Raw genomic sequence first — 23042 nt, 5'->3', positions numbered from 1 at the left:
AATCGCGATATCGGATGGGAGATATTCGGGGGGCTGATGATCGGGCGGGAGGCGGGAGGGCGACGCCGCGGTGCGCGGCGTCGCGTTGTGAATCGTCGCGCGGCAGCGTCAGTGCGCCGTGCGTTCGCGCAAGACTGCAGACGGCCGGCCGTTGCGCACGAATACGCCTGCCAGCACGGCGCCCACCAGCGCAATCGCGCCTGCCAGCACGAACGCCGACGCGAACGAACCGCTGCGTTCGACGATGAAGCCGGTCACGGCCGGCCCGATCACGCCCGACAGGCTGCCCATGCAGTGCAGGAAGCCGCTCACGCCGCCGACGCGCGTCGGGTGCACGACATCCTGCACGATCGCCCAGTAGATCGCGCCGGTGACGTACAGGAAGAACAGCGACACGGACATCAGCGCGACCGCGCCTTGCGTCGACTGCACGGTGCCCGCGATCGCCACGCATGCGCCCGCGCCGAGCAGGCAGGTGACGAGCACGATCCGGCGCGACAGCAGCAGGTTGCCGGTGAGCCGGTAGAGCGCGTCCGAGATCGCGCCGCCGCATGCGAGGCCGACCGTGCCGACGAGCCAGGGCACGACGGTGGCGATGCTCATCTCCTTGATGTTCAGATGATGCGCGCGCACGAGATAGCTCGGGAACCAGCTCAGGAAGAAGAACAGCACGTAGTTGTAGCTGAAGAACGCGACCGCCGTCGCGAGGATGCGCGGCTGGCGCACATAGTGCGACAGCGTACGCGCGGGTGCCGATGCGTCGTCGTCATCCGCGCGGGCGGCGGCAGGCACGTTCGGTGCCTCGTTCACCGGCGTGGCCGGACGGTCCGACGTCGACACCATCCACAGCACGACCCACGCGAGCCCGATCGCGCAGACGATCCAGAATGCCGGCCGCCAGCCGAACTGCGCGGCCAGCAGGCCGACGATCGGCCCGGCGATCGCGCCGCCGAGCGGCGAGCCCGCACTGAGCAGCCCCATCGCGGTCGCGGCGCCGTCGCGCGGCAGCCAGTTGTTGACCATCTTGTTCGCGGCCGAGCACAGCGGGCCTTCGGCCATGCCGAACAGCAGCCGCACGATCAGCAGGCTCACGAAGCCGACGGTCAGCGCGGTCATCCCGCAGAAGATCGACCAGAGGCCGACCGCCAGCACGTACACGAGCTTCGGCCCGAGCCGGTCGGACGCGAGCCCGCCGATGAAATTGAACAGCGCGTAGCCGACGAAGAACGTGCTGAATACGATACCCATCTGCGCGGCGTCGATGCCGAGATCGGTCTGCACGATCGGCGCGACGATCGACAGCGCGACGCGGTCGAGATAGTTGATGCCATACACGATGAACAGCAGGAATACCGTGAACCATGCCTGCGACTTCTGCTTCATGTCTGTCTCCTTCGTGCCGGTGGGCCGGCCGTCATGTCTTTTCCATCGTTCGCCGCGTCGACACGGACATCGACGGGCAGGGGCGTCACGCGGTTCGCGGCGGCGGCCAACCGGCCGTGCGGGCGTTCAGCGCACGTGCAGCGGCGCGAGCAGCGCATCGGCGCCGTGCGCACGCAGCGTCGACAGATGCGCGCCGACGCGCGCGACCAGCGCGTCGGGCCACGCGGCCGGGCCGGCGAGCGCGGCACTGGCGAGCGCCGCGCGCACCGCACCGTTCGCGTCGTTGGCCGCGCCGAGCGTCTCGGCGAGCGCGGCCGCGCCCGGGTCGCTGATCGTCAACGGTCGGCCGCAAGCGTCGTGCGCGGTGGTCAGGTAGTACAGCCATAGCGCAAGCGCACGCTCAAGATACGGGCGCTCGACGCCCGCCGCAGCGCTTTCGGCGAGCGCGGGCAGCCAGCGCAGCGGCACCTTCTGCGTGCCGTCCATCGCGATCTGTTCGGTGCGGTGCGCGAGCGTCGGATTACGGAAGCGCTGCACGAGCGTCGCGCAATAGTCGTGCGCGTCGAAGCCGGACGGCACGTCGACGCTCGCGAGCAGGTCGTGCGTCATCACGCCGTCGACGAATGTCGCGATCGCCGGATCGGCCATTGCGTCCGACACCGTCGCGCGGCCGCGCAACTGCCCTGCATACGCGATCGCCGAATGCGAGCCGTTCAGCAGCCGCAGCTTCATCGTTTCGTATGGCCGCACGTCCGCGACGAGGCGCGCGCCGGCGTCTTCCCAGCGCGGGCGCGGGCCGGCGAAGCGATCCTCGATCACCCATTGCGAGAACGGTTCGCAGACGATCGCGGCCGCGTCGCGCGCGCCGAGATGCGCTTGCGCCCAGTCGAGCGATTCGGGCGTCGCGGCCGGCACGATCCGGTCGACCATGCTGTTCGGGAATGCGACGTCGTCGCGGATGCGCCGCGCGAGCGCGCCGTCGTCGACGCATGCCGCGTAGTCGAGCAGCAGCGCGCGCAGCGTGTCGCCGTTCGACGTCATGTTGTCGCAGCAGACGACGGTGAGCGGCGCGCCGGCCGGCCGCTGCCGGAGACCGGCGGCGATTACGCCGAGCGCGGTGCGCGGCGTGTCGGGCGCGGCGAGGTCTGCGCGGATCGCGGGATCGTCGTCATCGAGGCCGCCGCCGGGCCGGCGGCAATAGCCCTTCTCGGTCACGGTCAGGCTGACGATCGACACGCGCGGATCGGCGATCAGCGCGAGCAGCGCGGGCAGCGATTCCGGTGCGAACAGCGCGCCGTGCACGGCGCCGACGATCCGGGTGCGCACGCCGCCGCCGTCGCGTTCGGTCACCGTGTACAGGTGGTCCTGCGCGGCGAGCAGGTCGACGGTATGGCGCCGCCGCAACTCGACGCCGACGATCCCCCAGCGGAGATCGCCCTGTTCGAGCACCGTTTCCGTATGGAGCGCCTGATGCGCGCGATGGAACGCGCCGAGGCCGAGGTGGACGATGCCCGTGCGGACCGCGCGCCGGTCATAGCGGGGGCGGCGCGTGCCGGGCGGCGCGGTGCGCAGGAAGTCGGGTGCGGGTGGCATGTCGATCGGCAACGGGTTGTACCATGGTAGATGTCGGGATGAGTGAAGGTTATTGCGGGTTTTTACCGGATGTTATTGGTGTAAACGCCAGTTAGATCAATTTCCTTGGGTTGTGTACCATGGTAGTTATCGAAATCGAGTCAGATGCATCGGCAAACATGAGCGAAACGGCGGCATTTGAGGAAGACGTCGTCGTCACGGCGTTGCAGGGGTTCTCGCTGGACGAGAGCCGGTCTTATACGGAGCAGGTGCACGTGCTGCTGCGCCACGCGATCGTGCGGGGCGCGCTGCCGCCGCACACCGCGCTGTCGGAGGCCGTGATCTCGACGACGATCAAGGTCAGCCGCACGCCCGTGCGCGAGGCATTCGCGCAACTGGCCGACGAGCGGCTCGTGCAGATCCACCGGAAGGTCGGCACGTTCGTCGCGCCGATTCCGGTATCGATCCTCGAGGAAGGGCGGTTCGCGCGCAGCACGCTCGAATGCGCGAACCACGTCGAGCTCGCGCAGAAAATCACGGCGGAACAACTCGCGGAGCTGTCGCGGATCATCGACGCGCAGCGCGCTGCGGTGGCCGCGCACGATGTCGAGGCGTTCTTCGAACTGGACGAAGCGATGCACGGCCGGATGTTCGCGTTCGCGGGCCGGCCGCACGTGTGGGAAATGCTGCAGCCGATGAAGCGCCAGTTCGACCGCGTGCGCTGGCTGCTGCTCGATCGCGTCGAGGATCATGCACGCCGCGCGCTGCAGGAGCACGAGCAGATCCTCGCGCATATCGCGTCGCGCAACATGGCGCTGCTCGGCGCATCGGTCGCGACGCACGTCGACCGGATCGGCTCGCATCTGCCGGACGTGCGCAGCCGCGCACCTCATTACTTTGTCGACTGAATCGCCCGCTGGAGGAGCGCAGTGAAAATCGAACGCTTGCAGACCATCGTCACGTGTCCGGGCCGGAACTTCGTGACGGTGAAGATCGTGACCGACGAAGGCGTCTACGGTCTCGGCGACGCGACGCTCAACGGGCGCGAGCTCGCCGTGCGCGCGTACCTGGAAGACCATGTATTTCCCTGCCTCGTCGGCCGCGACCCGCGCAACATCGAGGACATCTGGCAATACCTGTATCGCGGCGCGTACTGGCGGCGCGGGCCCGTGACGATGACGGCGATTGCCGCGATCGACATGGCGTTGTGGGACATCTTGGGCAAGCTCGCGGGCATGCCGGTTTACCAGCTGCTCGGCGGCAAGAGTCGCGACGGCCTGATGGTGTACGGCCACGCGAACGGGCGCGATCATGAGGAAGCGGTCGATGCGGTGCGCGCGCATATCGAGGCAGGCTTCCGTGCGATCCGCGTGCAGTCGGGCGTGCCGGGGCTCGACAAGGTGTACGGCGTCGGCAAGACTGCGGGTGCGTACGAACCCGCCGAAAAAGGCCTGCCGCCTGAAGAGCCGTGGGATACCGCGCTTTATCTGCGCCATACGCCGGACCTGTTTCGCAAGGTGCGCGACGCGGTCGGCGATGCGCCGCACCTGCTGCACGACGCCCATCACCGGCTTACGCCGATCGAGGCCGCGCGGCTCGGCCGCGATCTCGAGCCGCATCGTCTCTTCTGGCTGGAAGACGCGACGCCCGCCGAGAACCAGGACGCATTCCGCCTGATCCGACAGCACACGACGACGCCGCTCGCGGTCGGCGAAGTGTTCAACTCGCTCTGGGATTGCAAGGACCTGATCCGCGATCAGCTGATCGACTACATCCGCGCGACGATCGTGCATGCGGGCGGGATCACGCACGTGCGCCGGATCGCCGACTACGCGGCGATGTACCAGGTGCGCACGGGCTTTCATGGTGCGACCGACCTGTCGCCGGTCTGCATGGCGGCGGCCGTGAACTTCGGGCTGTGGGCGCCGAACTTCGGCATCCAGGAACTGATGCCGCACAGCCCGCTGACCGATGAAGTGTTTCCGCACAGCTACCGTTTCGAGGACGGTTATCTCGTGATGGACGACGTGCCGGGCCTCGGCGTCGACATCGACGAGACGCTGGCCGCGAAGTACCCGTACGAGCGCGCGTACCTGCCGGTCGCGCGGCTGCGCGATGGGTCGATGTGGAACTGGTGAGCGGCGAAGAACCGAAGGAGAGAACCGAAATGTTGAGCGTCGTTGTCGATCGTCCGAACAGCATGGGTGTGCGCGAGGTGCCGCTGCCCGTGCCCGCCGCCGGCGAAGTGCGCGTGAAGGTCCGCTATGCGGGCATCTGCGGGTCGGACCTGCACATCTTTCACGGCAAGAATCCGTTCGTGTCGTATCCGCGCATCATCGGCCACGAATTCGTCGGGACGATCGAGTCGGTCGGCGAGGGCGTCGACGCGGCGCGGCTCGGCGAGACCGTCGCGGTCGATCCCGTGATCAGTTGCGGGCATTGCCATGCGTGCACGATCGGCCGGCGCAATGTCTGCCGGCACCTGACCGTGCTCGGCGTGCATCGCGACGGCGGCTTCAGCCAGTACACCTGCGTGCCGGCCGGCAACGCATACCGGATTCCGGCGGAGATCGCCGACACCTGCGCGGCGATCGTCGAGCCGTTCGCGGTGGCCGCGAACGCGACGTCGCGCACCGGGGTGCTGCCGGGCGATGTCGCGCTGATCTACGGCGCCGGCACCGTCGGGCTGACGATCCTGCAGGTGCTCAAGCGCGTGTACGGCATCCGCGCGTTCATCACCGACCGGCTCGACGCGCGCCTGCAGCTTGCGCGAAAGTGCGGCGCGGCGGAGGACGAGATCATCAACACGAGCGTCGAGTCGTTACCGGACGCGCTGGCGCAGCGCGGCGTCGACGGTGGCCCGACGCTGATCTTCGACGCGGTCTGCCATCCGTCGATTCTCGAGGAGGCGGTGCGGATCGCCGCGCCGGCGGGCCGGATCGGCGTGCTCGGCTTCTCGTCGGAACCGTCGGCGATCGTGCAGGCGGAACTGACGAAGAAGGAACTCACGCTCGCCGCGTCGCGGCTGAATTGCGCAATGTTCCCGCAGGTGATCGACTGGATCGGCCGCGGGCTGATCCAGCCGGAGCATATCGTCACCCACAAGGTGGGTTTCCGCGACGTTGCGCAGGCGTTCGAGATGGCCGAGCAGCGGCCTGCCGAGAGCTGCAAGATCCTGCTCGATTTCGCGGGCGGCTGATACCGGTTCGCGCCGCCGGGCGGCCGGTGCCCGGCGTGCGTGTCGCGCGCGTCGTGTCGTGCGTCAGAACGACACCGTCGTCGTCAGCGTGACGAGCCGCGGCTCGCCGACCGCAACGATCAGGTTGTTGTTGCTCGACGGGTAGTAGGTCTTGTCGAGCAGGTTCTTCACGTTGAGCTGGAAGCGTGTCGGGAACTTGCCGATCGTCGTTTCGTAGGCCGCGAACGCGTCGACGGTCACGTAGCCGGGCAGCGTGAAACTGTTCGCGGTGTCGCCGGAGCGTGCGCCGACAAGGCGTGCGCCGCCGCCGAAGCGCCAGCGGCCGGGCAGGTTCGCGATCGCCGTGTCGTACACCGCGAACAGGCTGCCCGTGTGGCGCGCGACGTTGACGAGCGGCGTATTGCTGTCGCGATCGGTCGCGTTCGTATACGCATAGCTGCCGATCACGCTCAGGTGGCGCGTGATCTGCCCCGCGACGTCGAGTTCGATCCCGCGCGAGCGCGCGGTGCCGATCGTCGACGTGATGTCGCCGTTCGTGACCGCGACGTTGCGCTTGTCGATCTGGTAGACCGCGAGCGTGCCCGTGATCGCGGGCTTCAGGCTGAACTTGAGCCCGGCCTCGAGCACGCGGCCGTATTCCGGCGCGAGCGGCGCGGCGACGTTCGTTGCGACGTTCGGCTTGAACGAACGGCTCACGTTCGCATACGCGGTCAGCGCCGGCGTGAGCGCATACGCGAGCCCGAACTGCGGCAGCCAGACATTGCCGCGCGAGCGGTCGGCGAACACGAACGGCCGCCCCATCCCCGATTCCTGCTGCCAGTTTTCCCAGCGCAGCCCGCCGACCGCGGTGAGACGCTCGGTGAGCTTCACCGAGTCCTGCACGACCATCGAATACGCATGCACCACTGAACGCGAATCGCTTTGCTTCGGGTTGGGCATGCCGCCCGGTGCGAGCAGGCCGTACACGGGATCGTAGAGATTGAAGCCCGTCGTTGCCTTGCCGCGGATCGTGTCGCCGCGGAAGCTGCGCTGCCGCTCGTATTCGCCGCCGATGTAGATCGCGTGGTTCATCCCGGCAAGCGTCACGTTGCCGAGCAGGCCGAGCGTCGCGATCTGGTCGGAATCGTTGCGCCCGAGGTTTGCATCGGACGAGCGCGTCATTGCGCCCGTCGTGCTGTTGAACGAGTTGCCGCGGGTAATGTACTGGTCGTAGCGGTCGCGGCCCCAGCCGTAGGTCGCGCGCACGCGCCACGCGTCGGAGAAGCGGTGCTCGATGCGCGCACGCAGCGTTTCCTGGATGCCGCTGCTCTGCGACCACGCTTCCTCGTAGCGGCGATAGCGCAGCGCATCGTCGAGCTGGCCGTTCACGAGCACGGTGCCGCGATCGAACGGCGTCGTGTAGTCGACGTACTGGTAGCTGACGTCGACCGACGTGTTCGCGTCGTGCCACGACAGCGCGGGCGCGATCAGCGCGTCGCGCTGGCGGCCGAAGCTGCGCCAGTAGCGGCTCGTATCGTATTCGCCGGTCAGCCGGAACGCGAGCGTGCCGCCGGCGACCTGGCCCGGCTTGCCGAGCGGGCCCGTGAGATCGAACAGCGCGCTGCTGCCGCCGTGGCTCGTGCGCGACGCGGAGATCGAGCCGCCGAACGTGTCTTCCGGCTTGCGCGTGACGAGGTTGATCACGCCGCCCGGATCCTGCATTCCGTAGAGCAGCGAAGCAGGGCCCTTCAGCACTTCGACGCGGTCGATCGTCGCGAGATAGCTGTGCAGCACCGGCGTGCGCACGCCGTCGACGAGCACCGAGCCGTCGTTGTTCGATCCGAAGCCGCGCTTGGTGAACGCGTCGCGCGTGCCGCCGAGCGTGTTCGTCTGCGTGACGCCGCTGATGTTGCCGAGCACGTCGTCGAGCGAGCGCGCCTGCTGGTCCTGCATCACGCTGCTGCTGACCACCGCGACCGATTGCGGAATCTCCTTGAGCGGGCGGTCGCTGCCGCCCGCGATGCTGCTGGTGCGCGGCTGATAGCCGAGCGTCGGATCGACGGCCGCCGATGCGTTGACGCTGATGGCCGGCAGTTCGTGTTCGGCGGGCGTCGAGGGCGTCGATGCGGGTGTGGACGCGGATGTCGACGCAACGGATTCGGCGTCGGCGCGTTCGGCGGCCTCGGCATGCGCGCCGCTTGCGACGCAAAGAGTGATCAGGGCAGGCAGGCTCGTGCGCCACGGACGAAGGGTCCGGGCGCGGCGGGTTGTTCGACGGGATGGCATGAATCGATGCAGGACGGCGTGCTAAGGGTCGTGTCGCGGGCCGCAGCACTGCGCCGCAACCGGGATGCGGATGATATATGTAATGAGAATTATTTGCAATTGTAATGACGCGGTCGGCGGCGGGCGGGCCTTGGTTGCCGGGCCGTCGGCCGTCTGCTACCGTAGCGGCCAAAATCAAACGCAGTGAAATTCAATGAGAGCCGGGGGCCGCACCATGTCATCTTCCTGTCACGTCGCGTTCGGCGCGACGCAACGTACCGCACTCGACCTTGCGGGTGGTGAAGTGATCGCAGCCGTGTTCCGCCATTCGAACGATTAAAACGGAAGCGAATTCATCTGGCGTTATGCCGGGCAGCCGGCACCGCGCCGCTTTCAATCACTTCAACCGCCAAGCCTGACGGGAGACCACCCAATGAAAAAGATTTCCGCGCCGTTCGCGGCGGCCGCGCTTGCGGCGTGCGCGATGCTGGCGGGCGTTCACCAGAACGCCTGCGCCGCACCGGCGGACGAGCCCGCGATCGACGCGCATTACAGTGCCGTGATCGAGGCCTATACGCAGGACATGGCCGCCGCGAAGACGAAATACGACGGCAAGCGCCTCGCGTTCGTCGGCGCCGTGATCCGGATGGGCAGCGATCCGGGCGGCACGTACTTCGGCGCGCTGACGACCGACGGCGGGCAGTTCGACACGCATTTCGATGTGGCCGACCAGGCCGCGCTGAAGCCGAAATTTCCCGGCGGCGAGATCAAGCCGTTCACGGCGTCCGCGAATTTCCGCTTCAGCTGCGTGAACGAGGGCTATATCGACGCGCCGGTGCTGCCGGGGTTGAAGCTCTTGCATTGCCGGCTCGCCGATTGAGGTAGTGCGGGGGCCGGCGTTCAGAACTTCTGCTGGATGCCGGCCATCACGCCGAGTTGATTCATCCCGGTGCCGACCGTCCCGCCGGCGGCGACCGCGTTCGCGGCCAGCGTGCTGTTGAACATGTAGCCCGCCGACGTATAAACGGTCGTCCGCTTCGACAGGAAATAGCTCGCGCGGCCGACGAGCAGCGTGGCGTTCGTGCCGCCTTCGCTGTTTTCGCGACGCTGCAGGTAGCGTACACCCTGCAGGTCGAGTGCGAGGTAGGGCGTCGCGTAGTACGTGCCGCCGGCGAACACGATGTCGGCCTGCAGGTGTTCGGCCGCCGCGAGGTTGCGGCGGATCCACCCGGCGCCCAGTTTCGCGGGGCCGAACTTTACGTAGCCGGCGACGATGTCGCGCGTGTCGGTGTACGCCGGATTGTTCAGCGGCGCGAGCGCGCCGCCGCCGCCGCGCATCACGTCGTGCGATGCGGCCAGCCCGAAATTGCTCGCATCATAGGCGAGCATCGCCGTGTATTGACGACAGGCGACGATGTCGCCGGGCACCTGTCCGGCGCAGCCCGTCGCCGACGGTCCTGCCGGCCCGGCCGCGTCGCGGCCGAAACTGTAGGTGGCGCCGAGCGTCACGCCGTGGAACGTGCCCTTGTAGCCGATTGCATTGTCGCTGCGCGCGTTCGGCAGATAAGAGTCGAAATCCGCCATCGAATGAATCGACGGACCGATCACGTCGGCATTGGTCAGCACGATCATCGACATGTTCATCTGGCGGCCGAGGGTCAGCGCGCCGAAGGGGCTGTTCACGCCCACGTTCGCCTGCCGCCCGAACAGGCGCCCGCCGTAGTTCGGCGCGCCGGTGCCGGGCTGGAAGCCGTTTTCGAGCACGAAGAAGGCCTGGTAGCCGCCGCCGAGATCCTCCGTGCCTTTCAGGCCCCAGCGGGACGGCACCTCGCCGGTCAGCGTCGGCATCCCGGTGAACGACCCGCCGTGCGCGGCGTTGTTGTAGTAGGACACGCCGGTATCGATGATCCCGTACAGCGTGACGCTGCTTTGTGCGCAGGCCGGTCCGGCCAGCGCCATCGCCGTCGCGAGTGCGGCGCCCAGTTTCGTTTTCATGACTGTCTCCAAACAGTATGTAGATATGCTTATCGATTTTTTTAGTGCCCGGGACATGTCCGGGATACCGACGGGTGTCGGCAAGACTGCGGGCGTCGCGCGTTACGACATCGCCGGATCGCGTTGCCGGTGCGGTGCCGCGGCACGCGCGCCCGCCACGGCGACGGCGATCGCTGCGCCGACCATCGGCATGAGGAACGCGAGATAGAGATGAGGCACGGTCCAGCCGTCGTCCAGCAGCGCACCGACCGTCATCGGCGACAGGATCGCGCCGAGGCGGCCGATGCCGACCGCGAGGCCGATGCCGGTCGTGCGGATTTCGGCGGGATACGGCGTCGGCGACAGCGCATACATGCCGGCCACGCACGCATTGATCACGGCACCGAGGAGCACCGCGACGGTCATCCCGATGCCGAGGGAGCCCGTGTTCGCACCGAACACGACCATCAGTGCGCCGCCCAGCAGCAGCGTCGCGCCCAGCAGGTTGCGCAGGCCGAACCGCGTCGACAGCAGGCTGAAGAGCGAGGCGCCCGCAATGCCGCCGAGATTGAGCAGCACGCCGCCGGTCACGCCCTGCGACGCCGACAGTCCGGCCTGGACCAGCAGCTTCGGCGTCCAGCTCACGACGAAGTAGAAGCTGCCCATCACGAGAAAGAACGCGATCCACAGCGCGATCGTGCGGCGCGTGAGCGGTGCGCGCAGCACGGCCGTCCAGCTCGACGCGGGGTTCGCCGTGTCGATGGACGCAGTCGCAGCCGGCAGCGTGTCGATCGGCGCGCGCTTCATTCTCGCGAGGATGCGGTTGATTTTCTGCAGCGCGTTGTCCGGACGCCTCGCCAGCAGGAAGTCGAGCGATTCCGGCAGCAGCGCGAGCACCATCGGGATCGACATCAAGGTCAGGATGCCGCCGAACGCGAACACGCTGCGCCATCCCCACACCGACAGCAGATAGCCGGCGATGACTCCGCCGGCGGTGGCGCCGATCGCGTAGCCGGTCGACTGCATGCCGATCGCGGCGCTGCGCCATTTGTTCGATGCATACTCGCCGCTGATGACGGTCAGGCTCGCCAGCATGCCGCCGATGCCGAGCCCCGTATAGGCACGCGCGACCGCGAGTTGCAGCGTGCCGTGCGTGGCCGCGCAGGCGAGCATCCCGGTCGAGATCACGGCGAGGCAGAGCAGGATGATGCGGCGGCGGCCGACCCGGTCGGCCAGCGGCGCGATCAGCACCGAGCCGATGCCCATGCCGGCCAGACCGGCACTCAGCAGCAGGCCGATTTCCTTGCCGCTCAGTTTCCATTCGGCCGCCAGGTGCGGCGCGGCAAACGCGATGGCCAGCACGTCGAACCCGTCGAGCATGTTCAGCACGACGCAGGCTGCGACAGCCGTCGTCTGGAACGCGCTCATCGGCGATTCGTCGAGCGTATTGCGGATATTTGCGCTCACGTCAGAGATCCTTCATAAAAAAATAGTATGACTAATTGAATAGGATGAAATCGAAGCCGGCAGTAGCGAATGGGACGAAAGCGAAGGCGTGGGTTGACGGGCAACCAGGGAACGCCCGCCGCGACCGGCAGGCGTCGCTCGCGCGCCGGCGCGATGGTTACGCGGGTTCGGGTTGCAGCAGCAGCCGCTCGATCACGCGCCGTGCGCGATTGGGCCCCGCGTCGACGTGAATGTCGATCTGGTGGCGGCCCGGAAACCGCATCTGATTCCGGTATTGCGCTTCGATCACGGTCTTGTCCTCATCGAACGTCGCCGCGGATTGCTCGATGACCGTTTGCGCGACGCGTTCGACATCGTGTTGCGGATTGGTCGCGACGGTCCAGAAGTAGTGCGTCGTGGTGTCCGTCTCGGGCGTGATGCCGTGGAAGCCGCGCATGTGAAAGCCGCCGCGCGCCGGATCGAGCAGGTCGCCGGTGCCGGCGTCCATCGCGCCGGTCCAGATCCGGATGTGCGACACGTGGAATTCGATTTCCTGCCAGCGATCGACGCGGCCCGCGAACGGCCAGGCGGCGGTGTAGGTCGGTGGCGGGGCGGAATCCGGCATCCGGCGGACCAGCGTCACCGTGTCGCCGTCGGTGCTGACGCGGGTTTCCGCGCCCATGTGCAGCGGCGCGTTGCCGCCGATCGTTTTCAGATGGACATAGCCGAGGTGGCTCAGGTCCATCAGGTTGTCGTGAATCAGCTGATACGGTGCGTCGTAATGGTAGTTGCCGCCGCCGAACCGGTACTGCGGATCCGTGTGGAACGCGTAGCGCGGCGGCGCGCAGGTCGGCTGGGCGTGCGCGTCGGCACCGATCCAGATCCACACGATGGCGTCCTGTTCCTGCACCGGATACGACGTTACGCACGCTTTCGCCGGAATCCGGTCCTGGCCGGGAATCTCCACGCATGTGCCGCCGCGGTCGAACAGCAGCCCGTGGTAGCCGCAGCGCAGGCCGCGCGCTTCGAGCGAGCCGCACGACAGCGGCAGCGACTTGTGGCAGCAGCGATCCTCCAGCGCGCCGACTTCCCCGGACGGCAACCGGAACAGGACGACCGGGCGGCCGAGCAGGGTGCGGGCGACGGGTTTGTCCGTCAGTTCGGATGACAGCGCGGCGACCCACCATCGGTCGATAGGGAACTTGGCAGTATTGATCGGTGGTCGGGCATCTTGCTCCATTGATCGTCTCCGGTATTGTTGTTGGCCGCCGCGTGTCGGGCGGTCCGTCTACAGATCGAGTACCAGCAGGTCGGTTCGGGATCGCGAACAGCACGGCATGAACTGGTCGCCGGCCGCTTGTTCCGCTTCCGTCAGATACGAATCGCGGTGATCGGGCTCGCCTTGCAGCACGCGCGTCACGCAGGTCCCGCATACGCCTTGCTCGCACGACGTCAGCACGTCGACGCCGTTGGCCGCCAGCGCCGCGATGACCGTGCATTCGGCCGGCACGTCGATCACCTTGCCGCTGCTCGCGATCCGGACCTGGAACGCGCGATCCGCGCCGGACGTCGCAACCGCGCCGCCGAAGAACTCGTAGTGCAGCCGCTCGTCGGCCCAGTTGCGCTCGCGCGCAGCGTTCAGCACCGCATCCATGAAGCCGCGCGGGCCGCATACGTACAGGTGCGTGCCGTCAGGCGCGGCGGCGAGCACGGAGGCCAGGTCGAAGCGTTGCGCGGGGGCGCCGTCGTCGACATGGAAGCGGGCGCGGTCATTGAACCCGGCTGCGTTGATCCGCTCGACGAAGGCCATGCGATCGGTCGAGCGCGCGCAGTAGTGCATGTCGAATGGCATGCCGGACGAGAACAGCCGTTCCGCCATGCAGAGAATCGGCGTGACGCCGATCCCGCCCGCGAGCAACAGGTGGTGCGGTGCGTCGGGGGCGAGCGGGAATTGATTGCGCGGCATGCCGATCCGCACGGTATCGCCTTGCCGGACTTCGTCGTGAATGGCGCGCGACCCGCCGCGGCCCCCGGCATCGCGCAGCACGGCGATCTGATAGCGATCGCCGTGCTCCGGGTGATTGCACAGCGAGTACTGGCGCACGAGCCCGCCCGGCAAATGCACGTCGATATGAGCGCCGGCGTCGAAGCGCGGCAGTGGCGAACCGTCGTCGCTGACGAATTCGAAGCCGCAGATGTCGCGCGCTTCCTGCCACTTGCGGGCCACCCGGACCGTCAGCGTCGCGGCGCTCATGACGCGTCCTTGATGTGCGCGAGCGGAATCGCGGGCCGCTGCGGGTTCGACGCGCTTTCAGCGGCGAGCAGCCGTTCGATCACCTTGCGCGACAGCACGCCGCCGGCGTCGATGTTGAGCTTGAGCAGCTTGCGGTCCGGCCACTTCTCGAGGTTGAGCTGCTGGCGCTCGAGCATCTCGAGATCCTCGGCGAAGATCTTGCCCTGGCCTTCGCGGATCTCGGCGGTCAGCGCGTGATCGTCGGGCCGGAAGTTGCGCGCCATCCCCCAGAAGTACCAGATCGAGGTGTCCGTCTCGGGCGTGATGAAGTCGACCACGATCGACGACGCCTTCAGGTCGGCCGGCGCGTCGTAGCCGCCGTGGCCCGCATGCGCGACGCCCACTTCGATCATCACGTGGCTCGGCGGCGTGAAGCGGCAGATCTGCCAGCGGTCGACCGGCACGTCGTCGGCGAGGCCGTTGCCGCGCAGCGCCATCTTCCAGAACGGCGGCGGCATCACGTTCTGCATGAAGCGGCTCGTGACGACTTCGTCGCCGTGGCTGGTCGTCTTCGGCGGCGCTTCGTCGATTTCCTTCTGGCCGATGCTCGTCGCATGCACGTAGGTCTCGTGCGTGAGATCCATCAGGTTGTCGATCATCAGCCGGTAGTCGCAACGGATGTGATACAGGCCGCCGCCGTGCGCCCAGGCCGGATCTTCGGCCCACGACAGCGCGGGCAGCTTGCCGGGATCGGCTTCGGACGCATCGCCCGGCCAGACCCAGACGAATCCGTACCGCTCGACTACCGGGAAGCTGCGGATCGGCGGGAATCCGCCGACGCGCTGGCCCGGCATGCCGGCTGTCTTGCCGTTGCAGCCCATTTCCAGCCCGTGATAGCCGCACACGAGCACGCCGTCCCGCACGAATCCCAGCGACAGCGGCGCGCCGCGGTGCGGGCAGAAGTCCTCGAGCGCGGCGACCTGGCCGTTCGCCGCGCGGTAAAACACCATCGATTCGTTGCAAATCCTGCGGCCCAGCGGCTTGCCGTCGATTTCATCGGGCGTGCACGCCACATACCAAGCGTTCTTGAGAAACACGTTCATCGTCTCCTTCGGGGCGGTGCCGCTGGTACGCGGCAGTTCTTCATTCAGTGTGCTGAATGAGATTCAGTGTACTCATCGAGATTGGCCGGGGCAAGGCGAGCGGTATACTGGTTTTCCCGGGAAATGGCGCGAGGCAGCGCCATGCCATGAGCGCACGCAACAGCGTGCGCCGCCTACGTCATCGACTCATTCATGAAAAAAACGAATCCCGCCGACGCACCGGCTTTCCCGCTCGATCTGTACGACGAACCCGGGCACCTGATCCGGCGCGCGCATCAGATCGCGGTTGCGATGTTCTACGAGAAGCTGGGCCGGGACGTGACACCGGTGCAGTACGCGGTCCTGCGGATGCTGTACGAGTGTCCGGGGCTCGATCAGGTGACGCTCGCGCAGCGGGTGGCGCTCGACACGTCGACGACCGCGGATCTCGCGGTCCGGCTCGAAGCGAAAGGATTGATCGTCCGCGAAGTGCTGCCGCGGCGTCAGCGGCGCTTGCTGCTGACGCCGGCCGGCGTCGAACTGCTGACGCACCTGATTCCGTCGGTGCAGGAACTGCGTGCCGGCCTGCTCGACGGCATGGGCGAGGACGATTCGCAGGAACTGATGCGCCTGTTGCGCAAGTTCGTCCATTTGAACAACGAGCAGAGCCGCGCGCCGCTGCGGGTTGGCGAGGAGTCGTAGCGGCTGATTTCCGCGCGATGGAAGAGCAGATGCGGCAAGGCGGCAGCAGCTTCGCGCCGCCTGCCTGCATTACGGGCGTGACGCTTCCCCTTCCAGCCGCCGCACCGCTTCCGCGACCTCGTTCCTGAAGCGCACGAGCGCCGCCTGTTCCGGCGCGGGCGGCTGCACGGCGGCCCACAGCATGTCGACCAGCTGCGTGGCCATCGTTTCCGTATCGAGCTTGCGGTGCCCGAGGATCGCGTCCCACAGCACGTGCTCGATCGGCCCGAACACCATCGAGCGCAGCAGGCTCAGCGGCAGGTCCGCGCGGACCTGCCCGGCCGCCTGGCCGCGCGCGAGCACGTCCATCAGCGGCGCCGTATAGCGGCGCTGCAGCGCGGTGAGCTCGTCGCTCAGCGCATGCTGCTTCGCACGGCCTTCCGACAGCACCAGCGCGCACAGCCCCGTGCCGTTTACGAGCATCAGCCGCAGGTGGGTGCGCACGATGAACGCGAACTGCTGCTGCACCGACGCATCCTGCGGCATCCCGTGCTCGAACGCGGCGATGATTTCGTCGTACCAATCCGCGATGACGCGCGCGCACAGTTCACGCTTGCCGCGGAAGTAGCTGAACACCGTCGCCTCGGATACCCCCACGCGCTGCGCGATCTCGGCGGCCGTCGCATGCTCGTAGCCTTTTTCGGCAAACACTTCACGACCGGCGCGCAGGATGTCCTGCACGCGCTGCTGGGATTTGCGCCCGGCGGGCGCGCGCGGCGTGTCGGCGCGGTCGGCTTTGACGGTGGCGGTCATGGTGTCGGCGGTAGCGGCTGTCATGTCGGCATGATATCTGAGTGTCACTCAAAAAACTATTGACGCCGAACCGGGCGAGGCGCGAAACTGTGCAAAATTTACGCTGTATTGGTCAATGAATCGACGCATTCATTCGATTTGAGCGAAACTCAGAAATCGGTGCGTGCGACACACTTTCTGGAGACGGAGGAGACATGATCAACCTGCCCGGCGTGCAATTCATGCTCGGTGAAGACATCGAGATGCTGCGCGATGCCGTCGCGACGTTCGCGGCGAAGGAAATCACGCCGCGCGCGGCGGAGGTCGACCGCACCGACCAGTTTCCGATGGATCTGTGGAAGAAGTTCGGCGATCTCGGCGTGCTCGGCATGACGGTCGCCGAGGAGTACGGCGGCGCGAACATGGGCTACACCGCGCACATGGTCGCGATGGAAGAGATTTCGCGCGCATCGGCGTCGATCGGCCTGTCGTACGGCGCGCATTCGAACCTGTGCGTGAACCAGATTCACCGCAACGGCACCGAAGCGCAAAAGCAGAAATACCTGCCGAAGCTCGTGTCGGGCGAACACATCGGCGCGCTCGCGATGAGCGAACCGAATGCCGGCTCCGACGTCGTCAGCATGAAGCTGCGCGCCGACAAGCGCGGCGACCGCTACGTGCTGAACGGCACGAAGATGTGGATCACCAACGGCCCCGATTGCGACACGCTCGTCGTCTACGCGAAGACGGACGTCGAAGCGAATGCGCGCGGCATCACCGCGTTCATCGTAGAGAAGGGGATGAAGGGCTTCTCGGTCGCGCAGAAGCTCGACAAGCTCGGCATGCGCGGCTCGCACACGGGCGAGCTGGTATTCCAGGACGTCGAGGTGCCGGAAGAGAACATCCTCGGCCAGCTCAACGGCGGCGTGAAGGTGCTGATGAGCGGCCTCGACTACGAGCGCGCGGTGCTGTCGGGCGGCCCGACGGGCATCATGGCCGCATGCCTCGACGCGGTCGTGCCGTATATCCACGACCGCAAGCAGTTCGGCCAGGCGATCGGCGAATTCCAGCTGATCCAGGGCAAGGTCGCCGACATGTACACCACGTTCCAGGCGTGCCGCGCGTATCTGTACGCGGTCGGCCGCCATCTCGACTCGGCGGGCAGCGACCACATTCGCCAGGTGCGCAAGGACTGCGCGGGCGTGATCCTCTATACGGCCGAGAAGGCGACGTGGATGGCCGGCGAGGCGATCCAGATCCTCGGCGGCAACGGCTACATCAACGAATACCCGGTCGGCCGGCTGTGGCGCGATGCGAAGCTGTATGAAATCGGCGCCGGCACGAGCGAGATCCGCCGGATGCTGATCGGCCGCGAGCTGTTCGCGGAAACGATGTAACGCCCCACGTCACGCGAACGGAGCCCCGTCGATGCCGATCATCGAATCCAGACTGAACCCGCGTTCGGAAGACTTCCGCGCGAACACCGCGGCGCTCGAGGCGGTCGTCGCCGACCTGCGCGCGAAGATCGAACAGCTCGCGCAGGGTGGCGGCCAGGCCGCGCGCGACAAGCACCTGTCGCGCGGCAAGCTGCTGCCGCGCGAGCGCATCGCGCAACTGCTCGATCCGGGTGCACCGTTCCTCGAGCTGTCGCAGCTCGCGGCGAACGGCATGTACAACGACGACGCGCCGGGCGCGGGCGTCATCACCGGGATCGGCCGGATCGCGGGCCGCGAGTGCGTGATCGTGTGCAACGACGCGACGGTCAAGGGCGGCACCTACTACCCGATGACCGTGAAGAAGCACGTGCGCGCGCAGGAAATCGCCGCGGAAAACCGGCTGCCGTGCGTGTACCTCGTCGATTCGGGCGGCGCGAACCTGCCGAACCAGGACGACGTGTTTCCCGATCGCGACCACTTCGGCCGCATCTTCTTCAACCAGGCGACGATGTCGGCCGCGGGCATCGCGCAGATCGCCGTCGTGATGGGCTCGTGCACGGCGGGCGGCGCGTATGTACCCGCGATGAGCGACGAGTCGATCATCGTGAAGGACCAAGGCACGATTTTCCTCGGCGGGCCGCCGCTCGTGAAGGCCGCGACCGGCGAGGAAGTGAGTGCCGAGGATCTCGGCGGCGGCGACGTGCACACGCGCCTGTCGGGCGTGGCCGACCACCTCGCGCAGAACGACGCGCATGCGCTGTCGATCGCGCGCATCATCGTCGATCATCTCGCACCGAAGATCGCGCCGCCAGTGGCGCTGCGCGAGCCGAAGCCGCCGCGTTACGACGCGAAGAGCCTGTACGGCGTGATCCCCGTCGATACGCGCAAGCCGTTCGACGTGCGCGAGGTGATCGCGCGCATCGTCGACGATTCCGAGTTCGACGAATTCAAGGCGCGCTTCGGCACGACGCTCGTCACGGGCTTCGCGCACATCTGGGGCCATCCGGTCGGGATTGTCGCGAACAACGGCATCCTGTTTTCCGAATCGGCAGTGAAGGGCGCGCATTTCATCGAGCTGTGCTGCCAGCGCAAGATCCCGCTCGTGTTCCTGCAGAACATCACGGGCTTCATGGTCGGGCGCAAGTACGAGAACGAAGGCATCGCGCGGCATGGCGCGAAGATGGTGACGGCCGTGTCGAACGCGAAGGTGCCGAAGTTCACGGTGATCATCGGCGGCTCGTTCGGTGCCGGCAATTACGGGATGTGCGGCCGCGCATTCGGGCCGCGTTTCCTGTGGATGTGGCCGAACGCGCGCATCTCGGTGATGGGTGGCGAGCAGGCCGCGTCGGTGCTCGCGACCGTTCGCCGCGACGGCATCGAGGCGAAGGGCGGCGAGTGGTCGACCGACGAAGAGGAAGCATTCAAGCAGCCGATCCGCGACCAGTACGAGCGCCAGGGCCATCCGTACTACGCGAGCGCGCGGCTGTGGGACGACGGCGTGATCGATCCCGCGCAGACGCGCGACGTGCTCGGTCTCGGTCTTGCCGCATCGATGAACGCGCCGATCGACGATACGCGCTTCGGCGTGTTCCGGATGTAACGAGGAGAGCGGACGATGCGATACGAAACCATCAAGGTTAACGAAGCAAACCGCGTCGCGACCGTCACGCTCGCGCGTCCCGACGTGCGCAACGCGTTCAACGAGACGACGATCGCCGAGCTGACCACCGCGTTCGAATGGCTCGACGCGCACGAAGGCGTACGCGCGATCGTGCTCGCGGCGGAAGGCACCGCGTTCTGCGCGGGCGCGGACCTGAACTGGATGAAGAAGATGGCCGGGTACTCGGACGACGAGAACCGTGCCGATGCGCGCAAGCTCGCGCGGATGCTCGAGGCGATCCATCGCTGCGGCAAGCCGGTGATCGCACGCGTGCATGGCGACGCGTATGCGGGCGGCGTGGGCCTCGTCGCGGCGGCCGATATCGCGATCGCCGCCGACGGCGTGAAGTTCTGCCTGTCGGAAGCGCGGCTCGGACTGATTCCCGCGACGATCGCACCGTACGTCGTGCGCGCGATGGGCGAGCGTGCGGCGCGCCGCTACTTCACGACGGCCGAGGTATTCGACAGCGCGCGCGCCGCGTCGCTCGGCTTCGTTCACGACGCGGTGCCGGCCGACGCGCTCGACGAAACGGTCGCGAAGCTGGCCGCGACGCTCGTCGCGAACGGCCCCGACGCGGTGCGCGCGTGCAAGCGGCTCGTCGCCGATGTGGCCGGCCGCGCGCTCGACGCGACGCTGATCGAGCAGACCGCCGACTGGATCGCGCGGACCCGCGCGGGTGCGGAAGCGCGCGAAGGGATCGCGGCCTTCCTCGAGAAACGCACGCCGTCGTGGCGTGAATGACGTCGTCGTGATCCACCCTTTCCGGACGAAACCGAAGCCATGTTCGACAAGATTCTGATCGCCAACCGCGGCGAAATCGCGTGCCGCGTCGCCGCGACGTGCAAACGTCTCGGGATCGCGAGCGTCGCCGTCTATTCCGACGCCGATGCGAACGCGAAGCACGTGGCCGCATGCGACGAAGCCGTGCATATCGGCGGCTCGGCGGCCGCGGACAGCTATCTGCGCATCGAGCGCATCATCGAAGCCGCGCGCGCGACCGGCGCGCAGGCGATCCACCCCGGCTACGGCTTCCTGTCGGAGAACGAGGATTTCGCGCATGCGTGCGAAGCGGCCGGCATCGCGTTCATCGGGCCGCCGGTCGACGCGATCGCGGCGATGGGGTCGAAGGCCGCCGCGAAGGCGCTGATGCACGCGGCCGCCGTGCCGCTCGTGCCCGGCTATCACGGCGACGACCAGGACGCGGGCAACCTGCATCGCGAAGCCGACGAGATCGGCTATCCGGTGCTGCTGAAGGCCAGCGCGGGCGGAGGCGGCAAGGGGATGCGCGTGGTCGAGCGCTCCGACGATTTCCCGGCGGCGCTCGCGTCGTGCCAGCGCGAGGCCGCGAGCAGCTTCGGCAACGACCGCGTGCTGATCGAGAAATACCTGACGCGCCCGCGCCACGTCGAGGTGCAGGTGTTCGGCGACACGCACGGCAATACCGTCTACCTGTTCGACCGCGACTGCTCGGTGCAGCGCCGTCACCAGAAGGTGCTCGAGGAAGCGCCGGCGCCGGGCCTGCACGACGACGTGCGCCGCGCGATGGGCGAGGCGGCCGTCGCGGCCGCGCGCGCGGTCGGTTATGTCGGCGCGGGCACCGTCGAATTCATCATGACGGGCGACGCGTTCTACTTCATGGAAATGAACACGCGCCTGCAGGTCGAGCATCCGGTCACCGAGATGGTCACCGGGCTCGATCTCGTCGAATGGCAACTGCGCGTCGCGTCCGGCGAGCCGCTGCCGTTGGTGCAGGATGAACTGCGCGTGCAGGGTCACGCACTCGAGGCGCGCCTTTACGCGGAGAACCCTGCACGCGGCTTCCTGCCGTCCACGGGTACGCTGAAGCACCTGCGGCTGCCGGAGGGCGTCGAGTTCGACATCGGCGCAGCGGTGCGTATCGACAGCGGCGTGCGCGAAGGCGATGCGATCACGCCGTTCTACGATCCGATGATCGCGAAGCTGATCGTCCATGGCGCGGACCGCACGGCAGCGCTGGGCCTGATGCTGCGCGCGCTGCGCGCGTGCGAGGTGGTCGGCCTGCACACGAACGCCGCGTTCCTGCAGCGGATCGTCGCGTGCGAGCCGTTCGCGACGGCCGATCTCGATACGGGCCTGATCGAGCGCAACCACGACGCGCTGTTCGCACCGCAACAGCCGCCGCGCGCGACGCTCGCGCTCGCTTGCGCGGCGCTGCTCGCGCGCGAACGCGGCGCGGCCGCACCGGGTGCATCGCCATGGGGCGCGCTGCCGGACTGGCGACTGAACGGCGGTTATCGTCGCACGCTCGAATGGCATGCGGTCGACCGCGACGCGGACGTGACCGTCGCGTACGAGGACGACGGCGCCGTTGCGCGCATCGCGGCCGGCGACGCGGCCCCACAGCCGTTCGCGTGGACGCGCGGCGCAACGCCGCTCGATTTCGATGTGACGCTCGGCGGCGTGCGCGGCAGCGGCCGCGTGTATGCGGACGGCGACACGTTCCATGTGTTCACGCAGGGCGCGGCCGAGACGTTCGAATGGCGCAACCTGCTCGCGCATGCGGGCGACACCGAACAGGGCGGCGGGCGTTTGACCGCGCCGATGCCCGGCAAGGTGATCGCGGTGCTGGTCGAACCGGGCCAGAAGGTCGAAGCCGGCACGCCGCTGATCGTGATGGAAGCGATGAAGATGGAGCACACGATCGGCGCGCCGGGTGCGGGCGTCATCGCGGAAGTGCTGTACGGCGTCGGCGACCAGGTCGCGGATGGCGCGCAGTTGCTGATGATGGCGGAAGGCTGATCGACGCTTTCGCCGTGCGCGGGCCGGCGGCTGCCGGCCCGTGAAAACCGCTTCGCGAATCACCGCACGCAGGTGGTTGCGACAGGTACTGCTTCGATTGCGTCGACACGCCGGCGCCGCACGAATCTTTCGATCGAATTACGTTTTGCCGGCGAAATCCATACTTCCGTCGAACGCGTGGCCCGTTGCGCCACACCCTCCCGCCGCACGTCCATCTCCACTCGACACCGTCGTGTAACAAGTCGAACATAGCATCTCGCCGTCGATATGACCGGCGCGGGCTCGCGTCCGTGTCACTTCATCACGTCCACGGAGATACGTTATGCGAACGTCGGCCCTACGGCCTTTCGCGGTCGCCGGCCTGGTCGCGCTGATAGCACTCCTCAGCGCCTGCGGCGACGACCTGAATGCAGACCCTGCGCCCGTCGCACAGCAGAAGGCCGCCTGCGGCGGCGGCGCCGTCGCCACCGCGCAGATGCGCTGCCCGCCGGGTTTCACCGCGCCCGCATCGTCGCCCGCTTCCTGATACCGGTCGTTCCAACCAGAAATCCAATCGAGAGCA

19 protein-coding genes are annotated in these 23042 nt (G+C 67.4%); 10 read left to right on the top strand and 9 right to left on the bottom strand.

Translation table 11 applies throughout. The annotated features are described in order from the left end of the window. Positions 1–108 precede the first annotated feature (108 nt). Together FPJ27_RS17245 and FPJ27_RS17240 are read right to left on the bottom strand one after the other, a co-directional pair. On the bottom strand, positions 109–1383 hold the full coding sequence (locus tag FPJ27_RS17245) for an MFS transporter (protein WP_204421923.1): 1275 nt from the start codon (positions 1381–1383) through the stop codon (positions 109–111). A 126-nt stretch (positions 1384–1509) separates the two neighbouring features. Continuing rightward, complete coding sequence (locus FPJ27_RS17240) at positions 1510–2976, bottom strand: mannitol dehydrogenase family protein (RefSeq protein WP_072443813.1); 1467 nt, start codon at positions 2974–2976, stop codon at positions 1510–1512. A 158-nt stretch (positions 2977–3134) separates the two neighbouring features. On the opposite strand from FPJ27_RS17240, the gene FPJ27_RS17235 reads away from it, so the two are divergent. From FPJ27_RS17235 to FPJ27_RS17225, 3 genes are read left to right on the top strand one after another with little or no spacing between them, the layout of a single operon-like run. Then, on the top strand, positions 3135–3863 hold the full coding sequence (locus FPJ27_RS17235; RefSeq protein WP_072443713.1) for a GntR family transcriptional regulator: 729 nt from the start codon (positions 3135–3137) through the stop codon (positions 3861–3863). Between the two features lie 21 nt (positions 3864–3884). Beyond that, a complete protein-coding gene (manD, locus tag FPJ27_RS17230) occupies positions 3885–5093 on the top strand; it encodes a D-mannonate dehydratase ManD (RefSeq protein WP_204421922.1) in 1209 nt (402 codons plus the stop codon). Between the two features lie 29 nt (positions 5094–5122). Next, complete coding sequence (locus FPJ27_RS17225; RefSeq protein ID WP_072443811.1) at positions 5123–6154, top strand: Zn-dependent oxidoreductase; 1032 nt, start codon at positions 5123–5125, stop codon at positions 6152–6154. Positions 6155–6217: 63 nt separating this feature from the next. Here FPJ27_RS17225 and FPJ27_RS17220 read toward each other — a convergent pair whose 3' ends face one another. Further along, positions 6218–8419 carry a TonB-dependent siderophore receptor gene (locus tag FPJ27_RS17220; protein WP_204421921.1) on the bottom strand — a complete coding sequence of 734 codons (2202 nt, stop codon included), beginning with the start codon at positions 8417–8419 and terminating at the stop codon, positions 6218–6220. 412 nt (positions 8420–8831) lie between these two features. Between FPJ27_RS17220 and FPJ27_RS17215 the strand changes: the two genes are divergently transcribed. Further along, positions 8832–9278 carry a hypothetical protein gene (locus FPJ27_RS17215; RefSeq protein WP_204421920.1) on the top strand — a complete coding sequence of 149 codons (447 nt, stop codon included), beginning with the start codon at positions 8832–8834 and terminating at the stop codon, positions 9276–9278. A 20-nt stretch (positions 9279–9298) separates the two neighbouring features. On the opposite strand, the gene FPJ27_RS17210 is transcribed toward FPJ27_RS17215, so the two are convergent. From FPJ27_RS17210 to FPJ27_RS17190, 5 genes are all read right to left on the bottom strand, one after another. Then, positions 9299–10393 carry a porin gene (locus tag FPJ27_RS17210; RefSeq protein WP_204421919.1) on the bottom strand — a complete coding sequence of 365 codons (1095 nt, stop codon included), beginning with the start codon at positions 10391–10393 and terminating at the stop codon, positions 9299–9301. Positions 10394–10495: 102 nt separating this feature from the next. After that, complete coding sequence (locus FPJ27_RS17205) at positions 10496–11839, bottom strand: MFS transporter (RefSeq protein WP_204421918.1); 1344 nt, start codon at positions 11837–11839, stop codon at positions 10496–10498. Between the two features lie 157 nt (positions 11840–11996). Continuing rightward, complete coding sequence (locus FPJ27_RS17200) at positions 11997–13058, bottom strand: aromatic ring-hydroxylating dioxygenase subunit alpha (protein ID WP_072443705.1); 1062 nt, start codon at positions 13056–13058, stop codon at positions 11997–11999. Between the two features lie 48 nt (positions 13059–13106). Beyond that, entirely contained in the window at positions 13107–14072 is a 966-nt protein-coding gene (locus tag FPJ27_RS17195; protein ID WP_072443704.1) for a PDR/VanB family oxidoreductase, read from the bottom strand. Beyond that, positions 14069–15148, bottom strand: a complete 1080-nt coding sequence (locus FPJ27_RS17190) for an aromatic ring-hydroxylating dioxygenase subunit alpha (RefSeq protein WP_204423243.1) — start codon at positions 15146–15148, stop codon at positions 14069–14071. Before FPJ27_RS17190 ends, FPJ27_RS17195 begins: the two co-directional genes overlap by 4 nt. Positions 15149–15346: 198 nt before the next feature. Here FPJ27_RS17190 and FPJ27_RS17185 point away from each other — a divergent pair, with 198 nt between their 5' ends. After that, positions 15347–15835, top strand: a complete 489-nt coding sequence (locus FPJ27_RS17185) for a MarR family winged helix-turn-helix transcriptional regulator (RefSeq protein ID WP_204421917.1) — start codon at positions 15347–15349, stop codon at positions 15833–15835. 69 nt (positions 15836–15904) lie between these two features. On the opposite strand, the gene FPJ27_RS17180 is transcribed toward FPJ27_RS17185, so the two are convergent. Next, positions 15905–16651 (bottom strand): TetR/AcrR family transcriptional regulator, encoded by a 747-nt coding sequence (locus tag FPJ27_RS17180; protein ID WP_204421916.1) that lies wholly within the window; start codon positions 16649–16651, stop codon positions 15905–15907. 170 nt (positions 16652–16821) lie between these two features. Here FPJ27_RS17180 and FPJ27_RS17175 point away from each other — a divergent pair, with 170 nt between their 5' ends. The 5 genes from FPJ27_RS17175 (at position 16822) to FPJ27_RS17155 (ending at position 23006) form a co-directional block, all read left to right on the top strand. Then, positions 16822–18003: an isovaleryl-CoA dehydrogenase gene (locus FPJ27_RS17175; RefSeq protein ID WP_034180867.1), complete on the top strand. Its 1182-nt coding sequence runs from the start codon at positions 16822–16824 to the stop codon at positions 18001–18003. Positions 18004–18034: 31 nt separating this feature from the next. Then, the gene (locus FPJ27_RS17170) at positions 18035–19642 is read left to right on the top strand and encodes a carboxyl transferase domain-containing protein (protein ID WP_204421915.1); all 1608 of its coding nucleotides are present in this window, start codon (positions 18035–18037) and stop codon (positions 19640–19642) included. Between the two features lie 15 nt (positions 19643–19657). Beyond that, positions 19658–20443 carry an enoyl-CoA hydratase/isomerase family protein gene (locus FPJ27_RS17165; protein WP_204421914.1) on the top strand — a complete coding sequence of 262 codons (786 nt, stop codon included), beginning with the start codon at positions 19658–19660 and terminating at the stop codon, positions 20441–20443. A gap of 39 nt (positions 20444–20482) precedes the next feature. Then, the gene (locus tag FPJ27_RS17160) at positions 20483–22480 is read left to right on the top strand and encodes an acetyl/propionyl/methylcrotonyl-CoA carboxylase subunit alpha (RefSeq protein ID WP_204421913.1); all 1998 of its coding nucleotides are present in this window, start codon (positions 20483–20485) and stop codon (positions 22478–22480) included. A 322-nt stretch (positions 22481–22802) separates the two neighbouring features. Then, positions 22803–23006, top strand: coding sequence for a hypothetical protein (locus FPJ27_RS17155; RefSeq protein WP_204421912.1), 204 nt, complete (start codon positions 22803–22805; stop codon positions 23004–23006). Positions 23007–23042: the final 36 nt, after the last annotated feature.

The organism is Burkholderia sp. MS455, from assembly GCF_016899445.1.
Classification (GTDB): Bacteria; Pseudomonadota; Gammaproteobacteria; order Burkholderiales; family Burkholderiaceae; genus Burkholderia; species Burkholderia pyrrocinia_C.
The sequence above is the reverse complement of the archived record's forward strand: the minus strand, read 5'-3'. Positions and strand labels throughout refer to the sequence as shown.